The sequence below is a fragment of the Halomonas salipaludis genome (assembly GCF_002286975.1).
GTDB classification, from domain to species: Bacteria; Pseudomonadota; Gammaproteobacteria; order Pseudomonadales; family Halomonadaceae; genus Franzmannia; species Franzmannia salipaludis.
This window is the reverse complement of record NZ_NSKB01000005.1, coordinates 19,274-36,533: the sequence shown is the minus strand read 5'-3', so window position 1 is coordinate 36,533 and position 17,260 is coordinate 19,274. Positions and strand designations below refer to the sequence as shown.

The following is a 17,260-nucleotide window of genomic DNA, read 5'->3' as shown; positions in this document are numbered from 1 at the left end:
CTCGCTATCTCAGGCTCTTAGCTCTTAGCTCTTAGCTCTTAGCTCTTAGCTCTTAGCTCTTAGCTCTTAGCTCTTAGCTCTTAGCTCTTAGCGCCGATTTTCGGCCACGAACGCTTGCACCTTGTCCAGCTCCGCCGGCAGCACGCTATAGCGCTCCTCGCGCTCCAGCAGGTCGTCCATATGCGGTGGCAGCGGCACCCCCGGGAAGCCGGCCTTGACCACCGCCTCGGCGAACTTGGCCGGGTGGGCGGTGGCCAGGGTGATCATTGGCGTGGCGGCATCGGCCCGCGCCCGCTCGGCGGCGCGATAGCCGGTGGCGGTGTGTGGGTCGAGCAGCTCCTTGGTGCGGTGGTGCGCCTCGCGAATTACCTCGAGGATGGTGGCATCGTCGACGCTGTGGCTGGCAAACAGCGAGCGCAGCCGCTCGAGCGGCGCCTCGGCCAGCGCCGTGGGCTCGGCTTGGAAGCGCTCGAGCAGCTGGCGAACCGCCTCACCGTCACGCTCATAGGCCTCGAACAGCAGGCGCTCGAAGTTGGACGACACCACGATATCCATCGACGGCGCCAGGGTCGCCTTGAGCTCCTGCTTGGAGAAGTCGTTGGCGGCCAGGGTGCGGTGCAGGATGTCGTTGGCGTTGGTGGCGATGATGAACTGCTTGACCGGCAGCCCCATGCGCGACGCCATGTAGCCGGCGAAGACGTTGCCGAAGTTGGCCGATGGCACGCAGAAGCTGACCTGGCGATGCGGCGCGCCCAGCGCCACGCCGGCGGCCACGTAGTAGACGATCTGGGCCATGATGCGCGCCCAGTTGATCGAGTTGACCGCTACCAGCCGGGTGCCGCCGAGGAACGACTGGTCGGCGAAGCTCGCCTTGACCATCGCCTGGGCGTCGTCGAAGTTGCCCTCGATGGCGATATTGAAGACGTTGTCGGCCAGCACCGAGGTCATCTGGCGACGCTGCACCTCGGAGACCCGGTTGTGCGGGTGGAGGATGAAGATATCGAGGTTGTCGCAGTGGCGGCAACCCTCGATGGCGGCGGAGCCGGTGTCGCCGGAGGTGGCGCCCATGATTACCGCACGCTCGCCGCGCTTGCTCAGGAAGTGGTCGAGCAGCCGGCCGAGCAGCTGCAGGGCGACGTCCTTGAAGGCCAGCGTCGGGCCGTGGAACAGCTCGAGCAGGAAGTGATTGGCGTCGAGCTGGTTTAGCGGCACCACCGCATCGTGGCTGAACGAGGCGTACGCCTCGGTGACGATGCCGCGAAACGTCTCGTCGTCGATCTCGCCGTTGACGAACGGCCTCATCACCCGGAAGGCGATCTCGGCGTAGGAGAGCCCGGCCATCGCCGCCAGGTCGTCACGGCTCAGTTGCGGGATCTGCTCTGGCACATAGAGGCCACCGTCGCTGGCCATCCCGGTCAGCACGACATCCTCGAAGGAGAGCGCGGGCGCCTGCCCGCGGGTACTGATATAGCGCATTGGTTCACTCCGTGTGCATCGGGCTGCGAGCCTTGGGCGTCGAGCACCCAGCGCTCACTGCCCGTAGCCCGTAGCTGATATCATTCCTGCTCGTCGAGGCTCTCTACCCGAATACGGGTCAGCGGGCCGGCGACATCGGCCAGCGACTCGAGCTGGCGAATGGCGTCGTTCATGTTCTTCTCACGGGTGCGGTGAGTCAGCAGGATGATCGGCACCAGCTCACCCTCGGTGGCCTCCTTCTGGATAATCGCCTCGATGGAGATGCCCTGCTCGGAGAGAATCGTCGCCACGCGCGCCAGTACGCCCGGGCGATCCACCGCCAGCAGCCGCAGGTAGTAGGCGGTGACGATGTCTTCCATGGGCAGCATCGGCAGGTTGTTCTCGACATCGGTAATGCCGCTGAAGGCCAGGTAGGGCACCCGATAACGGTGGGCGGTGGTGATGTCGCGGGCCACGTCGAGCAGGTCGGCAACCACCGCCGAGGCGGTCGGCTCGGCGCCGGCGCCGGCGCCGTAGTAGAGGGTTGGCCCCACCGCATCGCCCATCACTGCAATGGCGTTCTTGACGCCGTGCACGTTGGCCAGCAGGCGCTCCTTGGGGATCAGCGTAGGATGCACGCGCAGCTCGAAGCCGGCATCGGTGCGCTTGGAGATCCCCAGGTGCTTGATGGTATAGCCGAGGTTGTCGGCCTGCTCGATGTCTTCCGAGGTGATCCGCGAGATGCCCTCGGTATACGCCTTCTCGAACTGCAGCGGCACGCCGTAGGCGATAGAGGCGAGGATGGTCAGCTTGTGGGCGGCGTCGATACCCTCGATGTCGAAGGTCGGGTCGGCCTCGGCATAACCTAGCGCCTGGGCTTCGGCCAGCACGTCTTCGAAAGCACGGCCCTCGTCGCGCATATGGGTGAGGATGTAGTTACCGGTGCCGTTGATGATGCCGGCCAGCCACTGGATACGGTTGGCGCCAAGCCCCTCGCGCAGCGACTTGATCACCGGTATGCCGCCTGCCACCGCGGCCTCGAAGGCGACGATCACGCCCTTCTCGTGGGCAGCATGGAAGATCTCGTTGCCGTGTACGGCAATCAGCGCCTTGTTGGCGGTGACCACGTGCTTGCCATTCTCGATGGCGGTCAGCACCAGCTCACGGGCCACGTCATAGCCACCGATCAGCTCGACCAGTACGTCGATGTCGGGGTTGTGGGCCACCTCGAACACATCGTTGGTGGTCTTGACGCCAGTGGTATCGCAGTCCGGATTGTCGCGACGCATCGCCACCTGTTCGATGACGATCGGCCGGCCAGCGCGACGCGCAATATCATCGGCATTGCGTGTCAGCACATTGAAGGTGCCGCCGCCGACGGTCCCCAAACCACAGATTCCCACTCTTACCGGTTTCAAATCGCTCTCCCCTTGCTTGTGTGATGGCGTGTCGCAGCGAGTGCCAGGCGCCTTATTGATTGATATCGAGCATCTCGGCCAGGCGCTCGGCAGGTACGTAGCCCGGCACCATGCGGCCATCCGGCAGGATGATCGCCGGCGTGCCCTGAACGCCGACATCCAAGCCCAGATGATACTGATCCTCGACCGGATTGTCGCAGTCATAGCCATTGTCGAGGCGCGCTTCGCGCTTGGCGGCACTCATCGCCTCGCTGGGATTATCGGCACACCAGACCTGCTGCAGGATGCGTCCGCCCTCGGCGTTCATGCCCGAACGCGGAAACGCCAGGTAGTGCACCTCGATGCCCATGGCGTTGAGCTGCGGTATCTCCTGGTGAAGCTTGCGGCAGTATGGGCAGGTGGGGTCGGTGAAGACATTGACCACCGCCCGGGTCTCGGCGCCGCGAAAGACCACCTTGTCTTGCTCGGCAATACTCGCCAGTTGCTGGGCGCGGGCTTCGTTGCGCCCCTGCTCGGTGATGTTGATCAGGCCACTGTCGGCATTCTGGTAGATGTCGCCAACCACGAAATACTCGCCTGCGGCATCGCTGTAGAAAGTCTCGCCATTCTCCAGGCGCACCTCGAAGAAGCCCGGCAGCGGCGTCTCGCGCACCTCTTCCACTGGCATCGGCTCACCGTTGACGGTCAGCCGCTCGGCCAGCTGCTGGTGCGTGGATGCCAGCGCGGAGGCGCTGACGGCGATGAAGGAGGCGGCCAGCAGGCGGCTCAGCAGGGCAGGCAGTGATGACGTCATGTTCAACCTCGAGGATGGTGATCGGCATGCAGCGTTTCCAGGCGCGCCTGGGCGACATGCGTGTAAATCTGGGTCGTCGACAGATCGCTATGACCCAGCAGCAGCTGTACGACACGCAAATTGGCGCCATGATTCAACAGGTGGGTGGCAAACGCATGGCGCAGGGTGTGCGGCGACAGCGGCTTGTCGATACCGGCGGTGCGCGTATGCGCCTTGATGCGATGCCAGAACGTCTGGCGTGTCATGAAACCGTCGTGGCGGCCGGGAAACAGCGGCGGCCGGGTGATATCCGTCATCAGCGCGCCACGCCCGCCACGCAGGTAGCGCTCCAGCCATGCCAGCGCCTCCTCGCCGAGCGGCACCAGTCGCTCCTTGTCGCCCTTGCCCAGCACCCGCACCACGCCCTGGCGCGGGTTGATGGACTCCATGCTCAGCCCGACCAGCTCCGAGACCCGCAGCCCCCCGGCATAGAGCACCTCGAGCATGGTGCGATCGCGCAGCCCCAGCGGCGTGTCGGTGTCCGGCGCCGCCAGCAGCCGCTCCACCTCCTCCTCGTCGAGGGTATCGGGCAGATTGGGCTGCACCCGCGGCAGCCGCACCTCGGCCAGCGGATCGCGTTCGAGCAGCCCCTCGCCCAGCGCCCAGCGGTAGAAGCGCCGCAGGCTCGACAGCAGCCGGGCATTGCTGCGCAGCTGGTAGCCGGCGCCACGCCGCGCCTCCAGCCAGGCGGCGAGCCGCGTATCGCCGGGCGCAAGCAGCCTCTCACCGTGCTCGGCGAGGCACGCCGCCCAGGCGCTCAGGTCGCGACGATAGGCGGCCAGGGTATGCTCGCTGGCCCCCTGCTCCAGCCACAGGGCGTCGAGAAACGCATCGATCCGCTCGCTATCCTGCATTGCCCCTCTCTCGCTCATCGCCAGCCCTGAATGCAACGAGACCCCGCCCCGCGCAAGCGGTGACGGGGTCTCGCCAGGCGCACCGCAGGGTGCGCCGTAGCCATCGCGAAATATCGCTTAGGCCAGCTTTTCCTTGATGCGAGCGGACTTGCCGCTGCGCTCGCGGAGGTAGTACAGCTTGGCTTGACGCACGTCGCCGCGACGCTTGACCTCGATGGCTGCAACCAGCGGGCTGTAGGTCTGGAAGGTACGCTCGACGCCGACACCGTGGGAGATCTTGCGCACGGTGAAGGCGGAGTTGAGGCCGCGGTTGCGCTTGCCGATGACCACGCCTTCGAATGCCTGCAGACGCTCGCGGCTACCTTCCTTGACCTTGACCTGCACGATCACGGTGTCGCCCGGGGCGAAGGCCGGGATTTCCTTGGACATCTGCTCGGCTTCGATCGCCTGGATCACCTTGTTCTTGCTGCTCATTGCTAGCTCCTCAATACATTGATGCCAGCGGCCATGCCGTCTGGCTGTGACCCCGACGCTCGTCGCTGCTGCGATGACGCGGGAATCGCTGGTGTGTGACACAGGTGCCTCGCCGGTCGACGTCTCAGACGTCCGACTCGGGGCGAGTGCCCTGCACCTCCGCCTGGTCGGCGTAGTCGGCGATGAACTCGTCGAGCAGCTTGCGCTGTTCGCGGCTCAAGGCCTTGTCCTGCAACAGCTCGGGGCGACGCAGCCAGGTGCGCCCCAGTGACTGCTTCAAGCGCCAGCGGCGAATCTCGCCGTGATGGCCGCTGAGCAGCACGTCCGGCACCCTACGCCCGTCGATCGCCTCGGGGCGCGTATAGTGCGGGCAGTCCAGCAGGCCGTCGTTGAACGAGTCCTCGACCGCCGAATCCTGATGGCCCAGCACTCCTGGCACCAGCCGCGCCGCGGCGTCTATCAGCACCATCGCCGGCAGCTCGCCGCCGCTTAGCACGTAGTCGCCGATCGACCATTCTTCGTCGATATCGGCCTCGACCACCCGCTCGTCGATGCCCTCATAGCGCCCCGCCACCACCACCAGCGGACCACCGCTGGCCAGTTCCTGCACGCCCTGCTGATCCAGCACGCGCCCCTGGGGCGAGAGATAGATCACCTTGGCCGGCCCGCCACCGGCGGCTTCCGCGCGATCGCGAGCGGCGTGGATCGCCGCACGCAGGGTCTCGACCTTCATCAGCATGCCTGGACCACCGCCGTAGGGGCGGTCATCCACCGTGCGGTGCTTGTCCGTCGCATAGTCCCGGGGATTCCAGAATTCCAATTCCAGCAGCCCCTGCTTCACTGCTCTCCCCGTTACGCCGTAACGGCCGATCGCATCGAACATCTCCGGGAACAGCGAGACAACCCCAATCCACACGGCACTATTTCCAGACAGCTAGAAGTCGGGATCCCAGTCCACCGTCATTCGCCCGGCATCGAGATCCACCTCGCACACCACCTGGTCGGGCAGAAACGGCAACAGCCGCTCCTTGTCGTCGACGGCCTCGGCATCGCCCCTGACCACCAGCACGTCGTTGGCGCCGGTCTCGAACAGGTAGCTGACGCGGCCCAGGTCGACGCTATCGCGGGTAATCACCCGCAGGCCTTCCAGTTGATGCCAGTAGTACTCACCCGGCGCGAGGCGTGGCAGGGCATCCTTGTGCAGCAGTATCTCTGCCCCGGCCCACTGCTCGGCCAGCTCGCGCGACGCCACTCCCTCGAGACTGGCGACCAGGCCCTTGCCCTGGCGCCGCCCCTGGCTGAGGCGCCGGGTGACGGTTTGACCGTCGAGGCGCAGCTGCCACTCGGGGTAGTCGAGAATGCCGTCTATCGGGCTGGTGTACGAATACACCTTCAGCCAGCCCTTGACCCCGTAAGGGCTGGTCAGCTTGCCCAGCACCACGTGCTGGTCGTCGCTGCCCTCTTCGGGGCCGGTCGCTGGTTCGCTCACGCTATCACGCATCAGGCTCAGGCCTGCTTGCGTGCTTCCTTGAGGAGCTCGGCGACGCGGTCGGAGACCTGGGCGCCCTGGCTCTGCCAGTGGGTCACACGGTCGAGGTCGACGCGCAGACGCTCTTCTTGGCCGCGGGCCACCGGGTTGAAGAAGCCGACGCGCTCGATGAAGCGGCCGTCACGAGACTTGCGCGAGTCGCTTACAGTCAGGTGATAGAAGGGACGCTTCTTGGCGCCACCACGTGCCAGACGAATGGTAACCATTGCGTTAACAGTCCTTCGGTTGGAGTTGCTGAAATGTCATATGCTTACTGCTGCTCGGTCGAGGGACCGCGGTTGATCGCGCGGTCCTGCCACGAAGACGCAGCATTCTACGGAAAACGACCCTGGATGGAAACCTTTTTCCATCTTGGCCGAGCGCTCAGCGCCACGGCAGGCCACCGGGGCCGCCCATGCCACCGCCACCCATCGGGCCGCCTGGACCACCCGGGCCACCAGGGCCTCCGCCGCCCATCATGCCGGACATGCCGCGCATCATCTTCTGCATGCCGCCCTTCTTGCCGGCCTTCTTCATCATCTTCTGCATCTGCTTGTGCTGCTTGAGCAGACGGTTGAGGTCCGGCACCTGCAGGCCGGCACCGGCGGCAATGCGGCGCTTGCGCGAACCGTTGATGATCTCCGGCTTGTGGCGCTCCTTGGGCGTCATCGAGTTGATCAGCGCCTCGAGCTTACCGAGCTCCTTCTCGGGTCCGGGCCCCTGAGCCATCTCGGCCATCTGCCCCATGCCCGGCAGCTTGCTCATCAAACCACCCATCCCGCCCATCTTCTTGAGCTGCTGGAGCTGGTCGCGGAAGTCCTCGAGATCGAAGCCGTCACCCTTCTTGACCTTCTTGGCCAGCTTGTCGGCCTTGGCCTTGTCGACGGTGCGCTCGGCCTCCTCGATCAGTGACAGCACGTCGCCCATGCCGAGGATGCGTGACGCCACCCTATCGGGGTGGAAGGGTTCCAGGGCATCGACCTTCTCGCCCATGCCCATGAACTTGATCGGCTTGCCGGTGATATGGCGCACCGACAGCGCGGCACCGCCACGCGCATCACCGTCGGCCTTGGTCAGGATCACCCCGGTCAGCGGCAGCGCCTCGTGGAAGGCCTTGGCAGTGTTGGCAGCATCCTGACCGGTCATGGCGTCGACCACGAACAGGGTTTCCTGCGGCGAGACGGCCTTATGCAGCGCCTGGATCTCGGCCATCATCACTTCGTCGACGGCCAGACGGCCGGCGGTGTCGACCAGCACCACGTCGTGGAACTGGATCCTGGCGTGCTTGATCGCCGCCTCGGCAATCGCTACCGGCTTCTGGTCGCTGCGCGACGGGAAGAACTCGACGCCGACTTCGCTGGCCAGGGTCTCCAGCTGATCGATGGCCGCCGGGCGGTAGACGTCGGCGGACACCACCAGCACCTTCTTCTTCTCGCGCTCCCTGAGAAAGCGCGCCAGCTTGGCCACTGAGGTGGTCTTGCCCGCGCCCTGCAGGCCGGCCATCAGCACCACCGCCGGCGAGCCCTTGAGGTTGAGCCCCTCGTTGGCCTCGCCCATGACCGCCTCGAGCTCCTGCTGGACGATCTTGACGAACTGCTGGCCCGGCGACAGGCTCTTGGAGACTTCCTGCCCCACCGCGCGCTCACGCACCCGGTCGATGAAGGCCTTGACCACCGGCAGTGCGACGTCGGCCTCGAGCAGCGCCCGGCGCACTTCGCGCAGGGTATCCTTGATGTTGTCTTCGGTCAGCTTGGCGTGACCGCTGATGGACTTGAGCGTCTTCGATAGACGCTCCGACAGATTCTCGAACATGATGCCTCTCCGGCAATGTGCCTTGGCGTTGGGCGACGATTATACGCACAACAAGGGTCAGTCTCCATGGCGCTGGCTGGGCGGCGTCGAGCGGATTGGGTATAGTAGCGGCTCAGGTGACATTTCTCGTCAACAGCCGACCTCGACGGCGCATGGACAGCTACCGATGCAGGCGCTCCCTTTTGCCCTTCTTGCCATGATTCTCTATCTCGGCGCGGCCTCCTGGCAGGGCCTGGCGCTGGTACGTCGCGTGCCGCCGCGCCCGGCGCTGGTGCGTGGGGTGGGGATGGCGGCACTGCTCTGCCATGCGCTGGTGATCGCGGCCATGATGCGCGAGGCCGACGGGCTATGGCTGGGGCTGTCGGCCAGTGCCGCAATGCTCAGCGCGGTGATCACTGCCGTGCTGCTCGGCGGCAGCCTGGTCAAGCCGATCATCAATGCCGCCACCGCGCTGTTCCCGCTGGCCGCCGCGACCCTGCTGCTGGCGGTGGGCTTGCCCGCCCCGGCCCGCGACAGCGGCCTGACTCCGGGTATCGCGCTGCACGTGATCAGCTCGACGCTGGCCTTTGCAGTGCTGGCCATCGCCGCGGTACAGGCGGTGCTGGTGGGGCTGCAGAACCAGGCCCTGCGCCATCACCATATCCGCGGCCTGGTCCAGGCACTGCCGCCGCTGACCACCATGGAGCGAGTACTGTTCGAGTTGATCTGGGCCGGCATGCTGCTGCTCACCCTGTCGATCGCCAGTGGCTTCGTGTTCCTCGACAACCTCTTCGCCCAACACCTGGCACACAAGACGATCCTGTCGCTGGCCGCCTGGGTGCTGTTCGCGATCCTGCTTGCCGGTCGCCACTTCCGCGGCTGGCGCGGCCTGCGCGCGGTGCGCTGGACACTGGGCGGCACTCTGCTGCTGCTGCTCGCCTACTTTGGCAGCAAGTTCGTGCTCGAGATCATCTTCCAGCGCAGCTGAGCGGCTGCCGTCGCGCCTTGACAGGCCATCGCCGAATCCCTACAAACGAGCCTGACATGCCATTGAGGACTCACCCAACTTGAGCGACGACTTCCCGCTGGGACTGCTGTTCGGCCTGCTGTTTCTACTTATCTGCCTGTCGGCGTTCTTCTCCAGTTCCGAAACCGGCATGATGTCGATCAACCGCTACCGCCTGAGCCATCAGGCCGGCAGTGGCGAGCGCGCCGCCAAGCGGGTGATGCGCCTGCTGGCCAGGCCCGACCGCCTGATCGGCGTCATCCTGATCGGCAACAACCTGGTCAACAACCTGGCCGCGGCGATCGCCACGGTGCTTGCCATCCACTTCTTCGGCGACGTTACCGGCCCGGCGATAGCGCCGCTGGTGTTGACCATCGTGATCCTGATCTTCGCCGAGGTGACCCCCAAGACCTACGCCGCGGTGAAGCCCGAGCGCATCGCCTACCCGGCCTCAGTGATCCTCGAGCCGCTACTCAAGCTGCTCTACCCGCTGGTGTGGCTGGTCAATGCCATCTCCAATGGCCTGCTCAAGCTGATCGGCGTCAAGAGCATCGACGGCGGCGCCGACAACCTGACCCGCGACGAGCTGCGCACCGTGGTCCACGAGGCCGGCACGCTGATCCCGCACCGCCACCAGGCCATGCTGCTGTCGATCCTCGACCTCGAGAACGTCACCGTCAACGACATCATGGTGCCGCGCCACGAAGTGGTGGGCATCGACCTCGAGGACGACCTGGAAAGCATCCTGGCGCAGATCCGTACCAGCCAGCACACCCGCATCCCGGTCTTCAAGGGCGACATCAACAACATCATCGGCATGCTGCACCTGCGCAACGCGGCGCGTTTCCTGTCCAAGCGCGAGGTCACCAAGGCCTCGATCGTGCAGGAGGCCCGCGAGCCCTACTTCATCCCCGAGTCGACGCCGCTGCATACCCAACTGCTCAACTTCCAGCAGCAGAAGCGGCGCATCGGCATCGTGGTCGACGAGTACGGCGACGTGGAGGGCCTGGTGACCCTGGAGGATATCCTCGAAGAGATCGTCGGTGAGTTCACCACCGACGTGGCGGGGATGCATCAGGAGATCCACCTGCAGGACGACGGCAGCTACGTGATCGAAGGCACCGCCAATATCCGCGAGATCAACAAGTCACTGGGCTGGCAGCTACCCACCGACGGCCCCAAGACCCTCAACGGCCTGATCCTCGAGCACCTCGAGTCGTTTCCCGATGGCCCTGCCTCGCTACAGGTCGGCACCACCCGCATGGAGATCCTGCAGGTCAAGGACAAGCTGATCACCTCGGCGCGCTGCTGGCAGCATAGCCGCCGTGCGCCGCGTCGCGGCTAAGCGGTTCCGCCCTCACTGCGCAGCGCAGGTTGCGCCCAGCGGTCGGCGTCGGCCTTGAGCTCGCGCACCCGCGCCTCGAGCACCCCGCAGCGCGCCTGCTGTGGCGACAGCGGCTCGTCGAAGTAGAGCGCCACCCGTGCACGGAATCGGCGCGGCCACTTGGTCAACGCCCGCCCGCCCTGGTGCGAGGTCCACGACCCCCACAGTCCGGCCAGCCCCGCCGGCACCACCGGCACCGGATCGCGCGCCAGGATGATATCCAGCCCGCGGCGGAAGCGCTGGATCTCGCCATCCGGCGTCAGCCGGCCCTCGGGGAACAGCATGACTACCTCGCCGTGACGCAGCGCATGACTGACCTCGTCAAGCGCGCGGCGCACGCTGCCCGGGTCGCGACGGTCGGCGTCCACCGGGATCGCTCCGACGATACGAAACCACCAGTTGAGCCACGGCGACTCGTAGATCGGTCGATCCATCAGGAAGCGCAGCGGACGCGGGCTGGCGCCACCGATCACCAGCGCATCCATGAAGCTGACATGATTGCACACCACCAGCGCCGCGCCACGCGCCGGAATATGCTGACGACCGCGAAACTTGAGACGGTAGATCAGGTGCACCAGGGCGAAGATCAGCAGCCGCAGCAGCGGCCGCGGCCCGCGCACCAGCAACCCCAGCCCGATCAGCAGGGCGATGCCGCCGAGGCTGGCGACGAAGACCGGCAGCTCGACCCCCGCCACGCCCAGCATCAGCATGCCGAATAGCGCTGCGACCAGCATCAGCAAGGCATTGAAGATGTTGTTGGCGGCGATCATCCGCGCCCGCTGCCGCTCGCGGCTGAGCATCTGGATCAGGGTGTAGAGCGGCACGATATACAGCCCGCCACCCATGCCCACCAGTCCCAGCGCCGCCAGCATGCGCCAGAAGCCGAGCTGCAGCAGCAGCTCGCTCAAGGTCGCGGCGGATAGCGCCAGCGGCGCCGAACCGGCCAGCCACAGGCCGCCGACGCCCATCAATAGCGCCCCCAACACCACCAGGCCGAGCTCGAGCCGCCCCGCCGAGAGCCGCGCACAGAGCATCGCCCCGGCCCCCACGCCCAGCGCAAACGCCGCCAGCAGCAGGTTGAAGGCCGAGGCCTGGCCACCGACGACCTGGCTGGCCCAGGCCGGTAGCAGCGTCAGGTAGCAGGTGCCCAGGAACCAGAAGGCGCTGATCCCCAACATCGCCGACAGCAGCTGGGGCGCGCGCAGGCTGTCGCCGAGCACCGCCCAGATGCTTCCAAGGGGATGCCGTGCCGCCGTGTCGCTGCCCGCCGCCGGCGGTGCCGGCGGAATCATCAGGCTCGCCGCCAGGCCGGCCACAGCTACCGCCAGCAGCGCCAGAACCGCCACCGGCCGTGACACGCCCGGCGGTAGGGTGGCCAGCAGCCCGGCCAGCAGGGTACCGGCGAGGATCGCCGCGAAGGTGCCGAGACCCACCCAGGCGTTGCCGCGCACCAGCTCGGTAGGCGCCAGGTGCTGGGGCAGGATGGCGTACTTGACCGGGCCGAACAGCGCCGACTGCACGCCCATCAGCAGCAGTAGGCCATACAGCAGCGGCCGGCTCTCCCACCACACCACCGCCGCGGCGAGCAGCATGATACCCAGCTCGAACAGCTTGAGGCGACGAATCAGGCGCTGCTTGTCGAGGCGGTCGGCCAGCGACCCGCCCCAGGCGGAGAACAGCAGGAACGGCAGGATGAAGAGCCCCGCGGCCAGATTGGTCGCCAGGCCTTGACGCATCGGGTCATCGGGCAGCGTGGCAAAGACCAGCACCAGCAACAGCAGGGTGCGCAGCAGATTATCGTTGAGCGCCCCGAGGGCCTGGGTCCAGAATAGCGGGGCAAAGCGGCGCTGGGCGATCAGCCGACTCACGAGCCACTCGGCGGCTGACGCAAGCCGGCGAGAATGGTGGTCAACAGCTGATCGAGCAGCTCACCAACTTCCAGCTGCTGGTCCTGCCAATAGCCCAGGCGCTGATTGAGCCCCAGCTGCACCAGGCCGTGCACGCTGCCCCACAGGGTGCGTGCCAGGCGCCGCGCCTCGGCATCGCCCAGCGCCGGCTGGTACTCCTTGAGGGTGGCCTCGACGCGCACGAACAGGGCTTCGATCATATCGCTCTGGCGCTGGTCGAGCTCGCCCTCCTCGGCCAGCGGATAGTCGAACAGCAGCTGCCAGCGGTGACGATCCTGCTGGGCGAACTGCCAGTAGGCGGTGGCCAGCCCCTTGAGACGCGGCTCGGGGCTGGCCGCCGCCAGCCCCTCGATGGCCAGCTTGAGGCGCCCCAGAGTCTCGACGTTGACGTGCTGCAGCAGGTTGCCGAAGCTGCCGTACAGCTTGAGCAGAGTGCTCGGCGCGCAGCCCACCTCGCGCGCCAGCGAGCGCAGCGACAGCGTATGCACGGGGCGCTCCTGCAACCAGGCATCGCATGCGGCCATGACCTGGGCATGCAGTGCCTCGGGCGCATGCTGTCTGGGACGAGCCATCGGCTTCCTCGCGTGTGAATGCACTATGCGAACAGTGTTTCCGGACAGCATATCGATACCTGCGGCAAACGCAAGCTCAGTATGACTGGGCTTCGTCTGAAAATCGGCGAGCGAAGGTCAGGGCTAGGCCCGTTCCCGACGGGCCAACGCACTCCCCACATCCATGTGGGTCGCAAAGCAAAATCAGAGACAAATCGTCAGGATTGACGAGTTGGGCAGCTCCGCTGCTCGCAGAGCGAGCGACAAGGATGTCGCGAGTCCAAAGCGGAGTTTACGGGGGTGTAAATGAGTACTTTGAGCTGATTTTTAACGCCGTATGGCCAAGCGCAGACACTTTTCGGACAAAGCCCAGCGCCGCTTTCGCGCACTGCCCGAGTTGGTTACCCTGTCGCCTCGCCACTGAACAGGAGCGCGCATGGCCGGTCGCCTCTATATTGCCCCGACGCTCGACCTCGAGCGGCTGCTGGGTGGGGTCGAGCAGCACGGCGAGCTGCTCGCCAACCCCAATCTGGCCCCGCGCCGTGCGCTGTCGATGCTGCATCATGCCGCCGGCGGCCCGCGCCTGAGCAACGCCTTCTGGGGACTGACCCCGCCATGGCTCAAGGTCCTCGACCACGCCCCCCACTGCGCGCGTGCCGAATCGCTCGACGCCCGCGCGATGTTCCGCGACGCCTTTGCCGCACGGCGCTGCCTGGTGCCGGTCAGCGGTATCTACGTATGGAAGCCCCAGCCGCGCATGAAGCAGCCTTTCCTGGTCACCCACTGCGAGCGCCAGCCACTGCTGCTGGCCGGCCTGTGGTGTCGCTTCCACACCGCCCTGACCGAGCATCACGACTCCTGCGCGCTGATCACCGTGCCCAGTAACGCACTGCTGGCGCCGCTCAGCGATCGGCTGCCGGCGGTGATCGCACCGGCCAGCGCGCGCCGCTGGCTCGACCCGGCTACCCCACTGGAAGAAGTCCGGGCATTGCTAATCCCGGCAGAGATGGAACTGTTGGGCGCTTTTCCGGTATCAAGACGAGTCAATGATCCTTCACATCAGGACTGGGCCTGTGCTCACCCCACCGGCCCCATGCATCGCTGGACCACCGCACAGGAGACATGATGCGCCTTTCGTCCTCTTTTCCCGGCTCGCTCGGCGCCAACGCGCTGCGCCTGCTGCCCCCACTGACGGCTAGCCTGCTCGGCGCCGTGCTGCTCACCTGGTTCGTCTCCCCGCTGCACGCCGACGACACAGGCATTGCCGAGGTCGACACCCCGCACATGAGCCCCCACGACACCCGCGACTACCGCACCCTGGCGCTCGACAACGGCCTCAGCGTGCTGCTGGTCAGCGACCCGGAGGCCGACAAGGCCGCCGCCTCGATGAACGTCAGCGTGGGCAGCGCCCAGGATCCCGACGACCTCGCCGGCCTCGCCCACTTCCTCGAGCACATGCTGTTCCTGGGCACCGAGCCGTTCCCCGAGGCCGATGCCTACCAGAGCTACATCTCGCGCCACGGTGGCAACCACAACGCCTTCACCGCGCCCAGCGATACCAACTACTTCTTCGATATCGAGCCCGAGGCGCTGCCCGGCGCCCTCGACCGCTTCAGCCAGTTCTTCATCTCGCCGCTGTTCAACGCCGACCAGCTGGCCAGCGAGCGCAGCATCGTACACTCCGAGTATCAGGCGCGACTGCGTGACGAAGGCCGCCGCCAACTCGACGTGGTCAACCAGCGTCTCAACCCCGACAACCCCACCACGCGCTTCGCGGTGGGCAGTCGCGAGACACTTGCCGACCGTCCCGAGGGAGAGCCGAGCCTGCGCGAGCGGGTCATCGAATTCTACGAGCAGTATTACGACGCCAACGTCATGAACCTGGCGCTGGTCGGCCCGCAGCCCCTCGATGAGCTGGAAGGGCTGGTCCAGGAGCGCTTCGTCGAAATCGCCGATCGCGGCCTCGAGCCGCCGACCATCGACGAACCGCTGGTACTCGACGACAGCCTGCCCCAGGCTCTCGAGGTCCAGAGCCTGCGCGACAGTCGCGAAATGCGCTTCCAGTTCGCCATCGACGACCCCCGCGACGAGTACCGCACCAAGCCCGCCGACTTCCTGGCCAACCTGCTCGGCCACGAGGGCGACGGCAGCCTGCTGGCGACGCTACGCGAGGCCGGCCTGGCCGACGGCCTGTCCGCCGGCGTCAGCCGCGGCGACGGCAATCAGGCGCTGTTCACGGTGACGGTCAGCCTCACCCCCAGTGGGGCAGAAGCCCTCGACACCATCCAGGCCAGCCTGTTCGAGGCCATTGCGCTGATCGACGAGAAGGGCCTGGAGGAGTGGCGCTACGACGAGCAGGCCAGCCTCGCCGAGCAGCAGTTCACCTTCCAGCAGCACGGTGCACCGCTGCAGAGTGCCATGCGCCTGGCCATGAATCTGGCCTACTACCCCCGCGAGGACGTACACTACGCCGCCTACCGTATGGACGCTTTCGACGCCGAGCGCATCAGCGAGTACCTCGCGGCGCTGCGCCCGGACAACCTGCTGCGCATTTACAGCGGTCCCGACGTGGAGGGTGAGGAAATCTCACCGTGGTTCGATGCCCCCTACCGGGTCGAGCAGCCGGCCGAGTGGGCGGAAGCCGAGCCGCTATCGGGGCTGGCGCTGCCCGACCCCAACCCCTTCATCGCCGAGGACCTGACTCTGCTCGAGGAGCAGGACGACGTGCCCTACCCGCTGATCGAGGGCAACAGCTTCTCGCTGTGGTACCAGGCCCATGCCGGCTTCAACACGCCCAAGGTCGAGTGGCGCTTCAGCTTGCAGCACCCCCAGGCCACGCGCAGTGCGCGGGACGCTGCGCTGACCCGGCTGCTGGCCGGCTGGCTCGACGACAGCCTCAACGAGGCCTTCTACCCGGCGCGGCTGGCCGGCCAGCGCTTCGAGTCCTACGCCCACTCGCGCGGCATGACGCTGTCGTTCTCGGGCTGGCGCGACCGCCAGGAGCTGCTGATGCGCCAGGCGTTGTCGCAGCTGATCGAGGGAGAAATCAGCGATGCCGGCGTCGAACGGGTACGCTACCGCCTCGAGCGCGAGTGGCGTAACGCGCCGCAGGCGGCACTGCACCAGCAGGCCTACCGGACCCTAGGCGAGGCGCTGATTCGTCCCCAGTGGTCGACCTCAGCGCTACTCGAGGCGGTGCGTGAGCTCGAGGCCGACGACCTGCGCGACTTCCGTCGCCGGTTCCTCGACGAGCTGCGTATCGAAGCCATGGTGGTCGGCAACCTGCCCGCCGAACTCGCCGAGCGCGAGGCACGGATGGTCGCCGATGCGCTGCGTCCGCAACTCGGCGAGAGCGATATCCCGCGCCTCGAACCGCTGCGCGCTAGCCAGCTGGCACCGCTGCATCCCGACACCGAGCGCCAGGAGTCGCTGGTGCTGCGCTACCTTCAGGGCCACGACCGCAGCCTCGACAGCCAGGCCCGCCTGGCGGTGATTGCCCAGCTCATCGATACGCCCTTCTACACCCGGCTGCGCACCGAGGAGCAGCTCGGCTATATCGTCAACGCCGGCTACTCGCCGCTGCTCGACGCCCCCGGCGTGGCGCTGGTGGTGCAGTCCCCGGAGACCGACAGCGCGACCATCGGCGAGCGCATCGATGCCTTCCTCGACGACTTCGAGACGCGCCTGGAGACGCTCGAGGACGACGACATCGCCGCCTATCGCCAGTCGGTACGCGACCGCCTGCTGACCCGCGATACCTCGCTCGGCGCCCTGACCAACCGCCAGTGGCAGGCGCTGGCCTACGGCGATACCGACTTCGACCGCCGCGAGCGCCTCGCCGCACGGGTCATGGAGGTCTCCGCCGACGAGCTGCGCGAGGTCTGGCCGAGCCTGCGCCGCGAGGCGGTGGTCGACGTGACCTTCGACCCCGGCGACGAGGCCAGCGACGTGGCCAATGCCAGCGAGGAGTTGGAACCGCTGCCGCTGCCCGACGACTGATCGGCGCCCCCTGAACGCACCGCGCCCGGCCAAGTTTGGCCGGGCGCGGTCGCTTGGGCTA

15 protein-coding genes are annotated in these 17,260 nt (G+C 66.5%); 4 read left to right on the top strand and 11 right to left on the bottom strand.

Annotated elements, in window-relative coordinates; genetic code table 11:
• Window positions 1-87 precede the first annotated feature (87 nt).
• From thrC to ffh, 9 genes are all read right to left on the bottom strand, one after another.
• Window positions 88-1,476 (bottom strand): threonine synthase, encoded by a 1,389-nt coding sequence (gene thrC / locus CK498_RS13335; protein ID WP_095621372.1) that lies wholly within the window; start codon window positions 1,474-1,476, stop codon window positions 88-90.
• Window positions 1,477-1,556: 80 nt separating this feature from the next.
• Window positions 1,557-2,873, bottom strand: a complete 1,317-nt coding sequence (locus tag CK498_RS13330; protein ID WP_095621371.1) for a homoserine dehydrogenase — start codon at window positions 2,871-2,873, stop codon at window positions 1,557-1,559.
• A gap of 52 nt (window positions 2,874-2,925) precedes the next feature.
• A complete protein-coding gene (locus CK498_RS13325) occupies window positions 2,926-3,666 on the bottom strand; it encodes a DsbC family protein (protein WP_095621370.1) in 741 nt (246 codons plus the stop codon).
• A gap of 2 nt (window positions 3,667-3,668) precedes the next feature.
• On the bottom strand, window positions 3,669-4,559 hold the full coding sequence (gene xerD / locus CK498_RS13320) for a site-specific tyrosine recombinase XerD (protein WP_095621369.1): 891 nt from the start codon (window positions 4,557-4,559) through the stop codon (window positions 3,669-3,671).
• A 117-nt stretch (window positions 4,560-4,676) separates the two neighbouring features.
• Complete coding sequence (gene rplS / locus CK498_RS13315) at window positions 4,677-5,033, bottom strand: 50S ribosomal protein L19 (RefSeq protein WP_095621368.1); 357 nt, start codon at window positions 5,031-5,033, stop codon at window positions 4,677-4,679.
• Between the two features lie 124 nt (window positions 5,034-5,157).
• Entirely contained in the window at window positions 5,158-5,949 is a 792-nt protein-coding gene (gene trmD, locus CK498_RS13310; protein WP_095621367.1) for a tRNA (guanosine(37)-N1)-methyltransferase TrmD, read from the bottom strand.
• An 18-nt stretch (window positions 5,950-5,967) separates the two neighbouring features.
• On the bottom strand, window positions 5,968-6,534 hold the full coding sequence (gene rimM / locus CK498_RS13305) for a ribosome maturation factor RimM (protein WP_095621366.1): 567 nt from the start codon (window positions 6,532-6,534) through the stop codon (window positions 5,968-5,970).
• A 5-nt stretch (window positions 6,535-6,539) separates the two neighbouring features.
• On the bottom strand, window positions 6,540-6,788 hold the full coding sequence (rpsP, locus tag CK498_RS13300; protein WP_076746240.1) for a 30S ribosomal protein S16: 249 nt from the start codon (window positions 6,786-6,788) through the stop codon (window positions 6,540-6,542).
• Between the two features lie 157 nt (window positions 6,789-6,945).
• The gene (gene ffh, locus CK498_RS13295; RefSeq protein ID WP_095621365.1) at window positions 6,946-8,373 is read right to left on the bottom strand and encodes a signal recognition particle protein; all 1,428 of its coding nucleotides are present in this window, start codon (window positions 8,371-8,373) and stop codon (window positions 6,946-6,948) included.
• A gap of 166 nt (window positions 8,374-8,539) precedes the next feature.
• Here ffh and CK498_RS13290 point away from each other — a divergent pair, with 166 nt between their 5' ends.
• The gene (locus CK498_RS13290) at window positions 8,540-9,340 is read left to right on the top strand and encodes a cytochrome C assembly family protein (RefSeq protein ID WP_095621364.1); all 801 of its coding nucleotides are present in this window, start codon (window positions 8,540-8,542) and stop codon (window positions 9,338-9,340) included.
• 79 nt (window positions 9,341-9,419) lie between these two features.
• Window positions 9,420-10,703 carry an HlyC/CorC family transporter gene (locus CK498_RS13285; protein ID WP_095621363.1) on the top strand — a complete coding sequence of 428 codons (1,284 nt, stop codon included), beginning with the start codon at window positions 9,420-9,422 and terminating at the stop codon, window positions 10,701-10,703.
• Here the strand turns inward: CK498_RS13285 and CK498_RS13280 are convergent.
• Both CK498_RS13280 and CK498_RS13275 read right to left on the bottom strand, forming a co-directional pair.
• Window positions 10,700-12,610: an MFS transporter gene (locus tag CK498_RS13280; RefSeq protein WP_229359068.1), complete on the bottom strand. Its 1,911-nt coding sequence runs from the start codon at window positions 12,608-12,610 to the stop codon at window positions 10,700-10,702. The two genes, CK498_RS13285 and CK498_RS13280, sit on opposite strands and share 4 nt — an antisense overlap.
• Window positions 12,607-13,221 (bottom strand): TetR/AcrR family transcriptional regulator, encoded by a 615-nt coding sequence (locus tag CK498_RS13275; protein WP_095621362.1) that lies wholly within the window; start codon window positions 13,219-13,221, stop codon window positions 12,607-12,609. Before CK498_RS13275 ends, CK498_RS13280 begins: the two co-directional genes overlap by 4 nt.
• A 415-nt stretch (window positions 13,222-13,636) precedes the next feature.
• Here CK498_RS13275 and CK498_RS13270 point away from each other — a divergent pair, with 415 nt between their 5' ends.
• On the top strand, window positions 13,637-14,326 hold the full coding sequence (locus tag CK498_RS13270; RefSeq protein WP_095621361.1) for an SOS response-associated peptidase: 690 nt from the start codon (window positions 13,637-13,639) through the stop codon (window positions 14,324-14,326).
• Window positions 14,323-17,199, top strand: coding sequence for an insulinase family protein (locus CK498_RS13265; protein ID WP_407645854.1), 2,877 nt, complete (start codon window positions 14,323-14,325; stop codon window positions 17,197-17,199). The genes CK498_RS13270 and CK498_RS13265 overlap by 4 nt, the downstream gene beginning before the upstream one ends.
• The last annotated feature ends 61 nt before the right edge of the window (window positions 17,200-17,260 follow it).

Bases quoted from the DNA above. Each gene is read 5' to 3' on its own strand.
- CK498_RS13290 (WP_095621364.1), top strand. From the start codon at position 8,540: ATGCAGGCGCTCCCTTTTGCCCTTCTTGCCATGATTCTCTATCTCGGC.
- rpsP (WP_076746240.1), bottom strand. From the start codon at position 6,788: ATGGTTACCATTCGTCTGGCACGTGGTGGCGCCAAGAAGCGTCCCTTC.
- CK498_RS13265 (WP_407645854.1), top strand. From the start codon at position 14,323: ATGATGCGCCTTTCGTCCTCTTTTCCCGGCTCGCTCGGCGCCAACGCG.
- ffh (WP_095621365.1), bottom strand. From the start codon at position 8,373: ATGTTCGAGAATCTGTCGGAGCGTCTATCGAAGACGCTCAAGTCCATC.
- rimM (WP_095621366.1), bottom strand. From the start codon at position 6,534: ATGCGTGATAGCGTGAGCGAACCAGCGACCGGCCCCGAAGAGGGCAGC.
- rplS (WP_095621368.1), bottom strand. From the start codon at position 5,033: ATGAGCAGCAAGAACAAGGTGATCCAGGCGATCGAAGCCGAGCAGATG.
- CK498_RS13325 (WP_095621370.1), bottom strand. From the start codon at position 3,666: ATGACGTCATCACTGCCTGCCCTGCTGAGCCGCCTGCTGGCCGCCTCC.
- CK498_RS13275 (WP_095621362.1), bottom strand. From the start codon at position 13,221: ATGGCTCGTCCCAGACAGCATGCGCCCGAGGCACTGCATGCCCAGGTC.
- xerD (WP_095621369.1), bottom strand. From the start codon at position 4,559: ATGCAGGATAGCGAGCGGATCGATGCGTTTCTCGACGCCCTGTGGCTG.
- thrC (WP_095621372.1), bottom strand. From the start codon at position 1,476: ATGCGCTATATCAGTACCCGCGGGCAGGCGCCCGCGCTCTCCTTCGAG.
- CK498_RS13270 (WP_095621361.1), top strand. From the start codon at position 13,637: ATGGCCGGTCGCCTCTATATTGCCCCGACGCTCGACCTCGAGCGGCTG.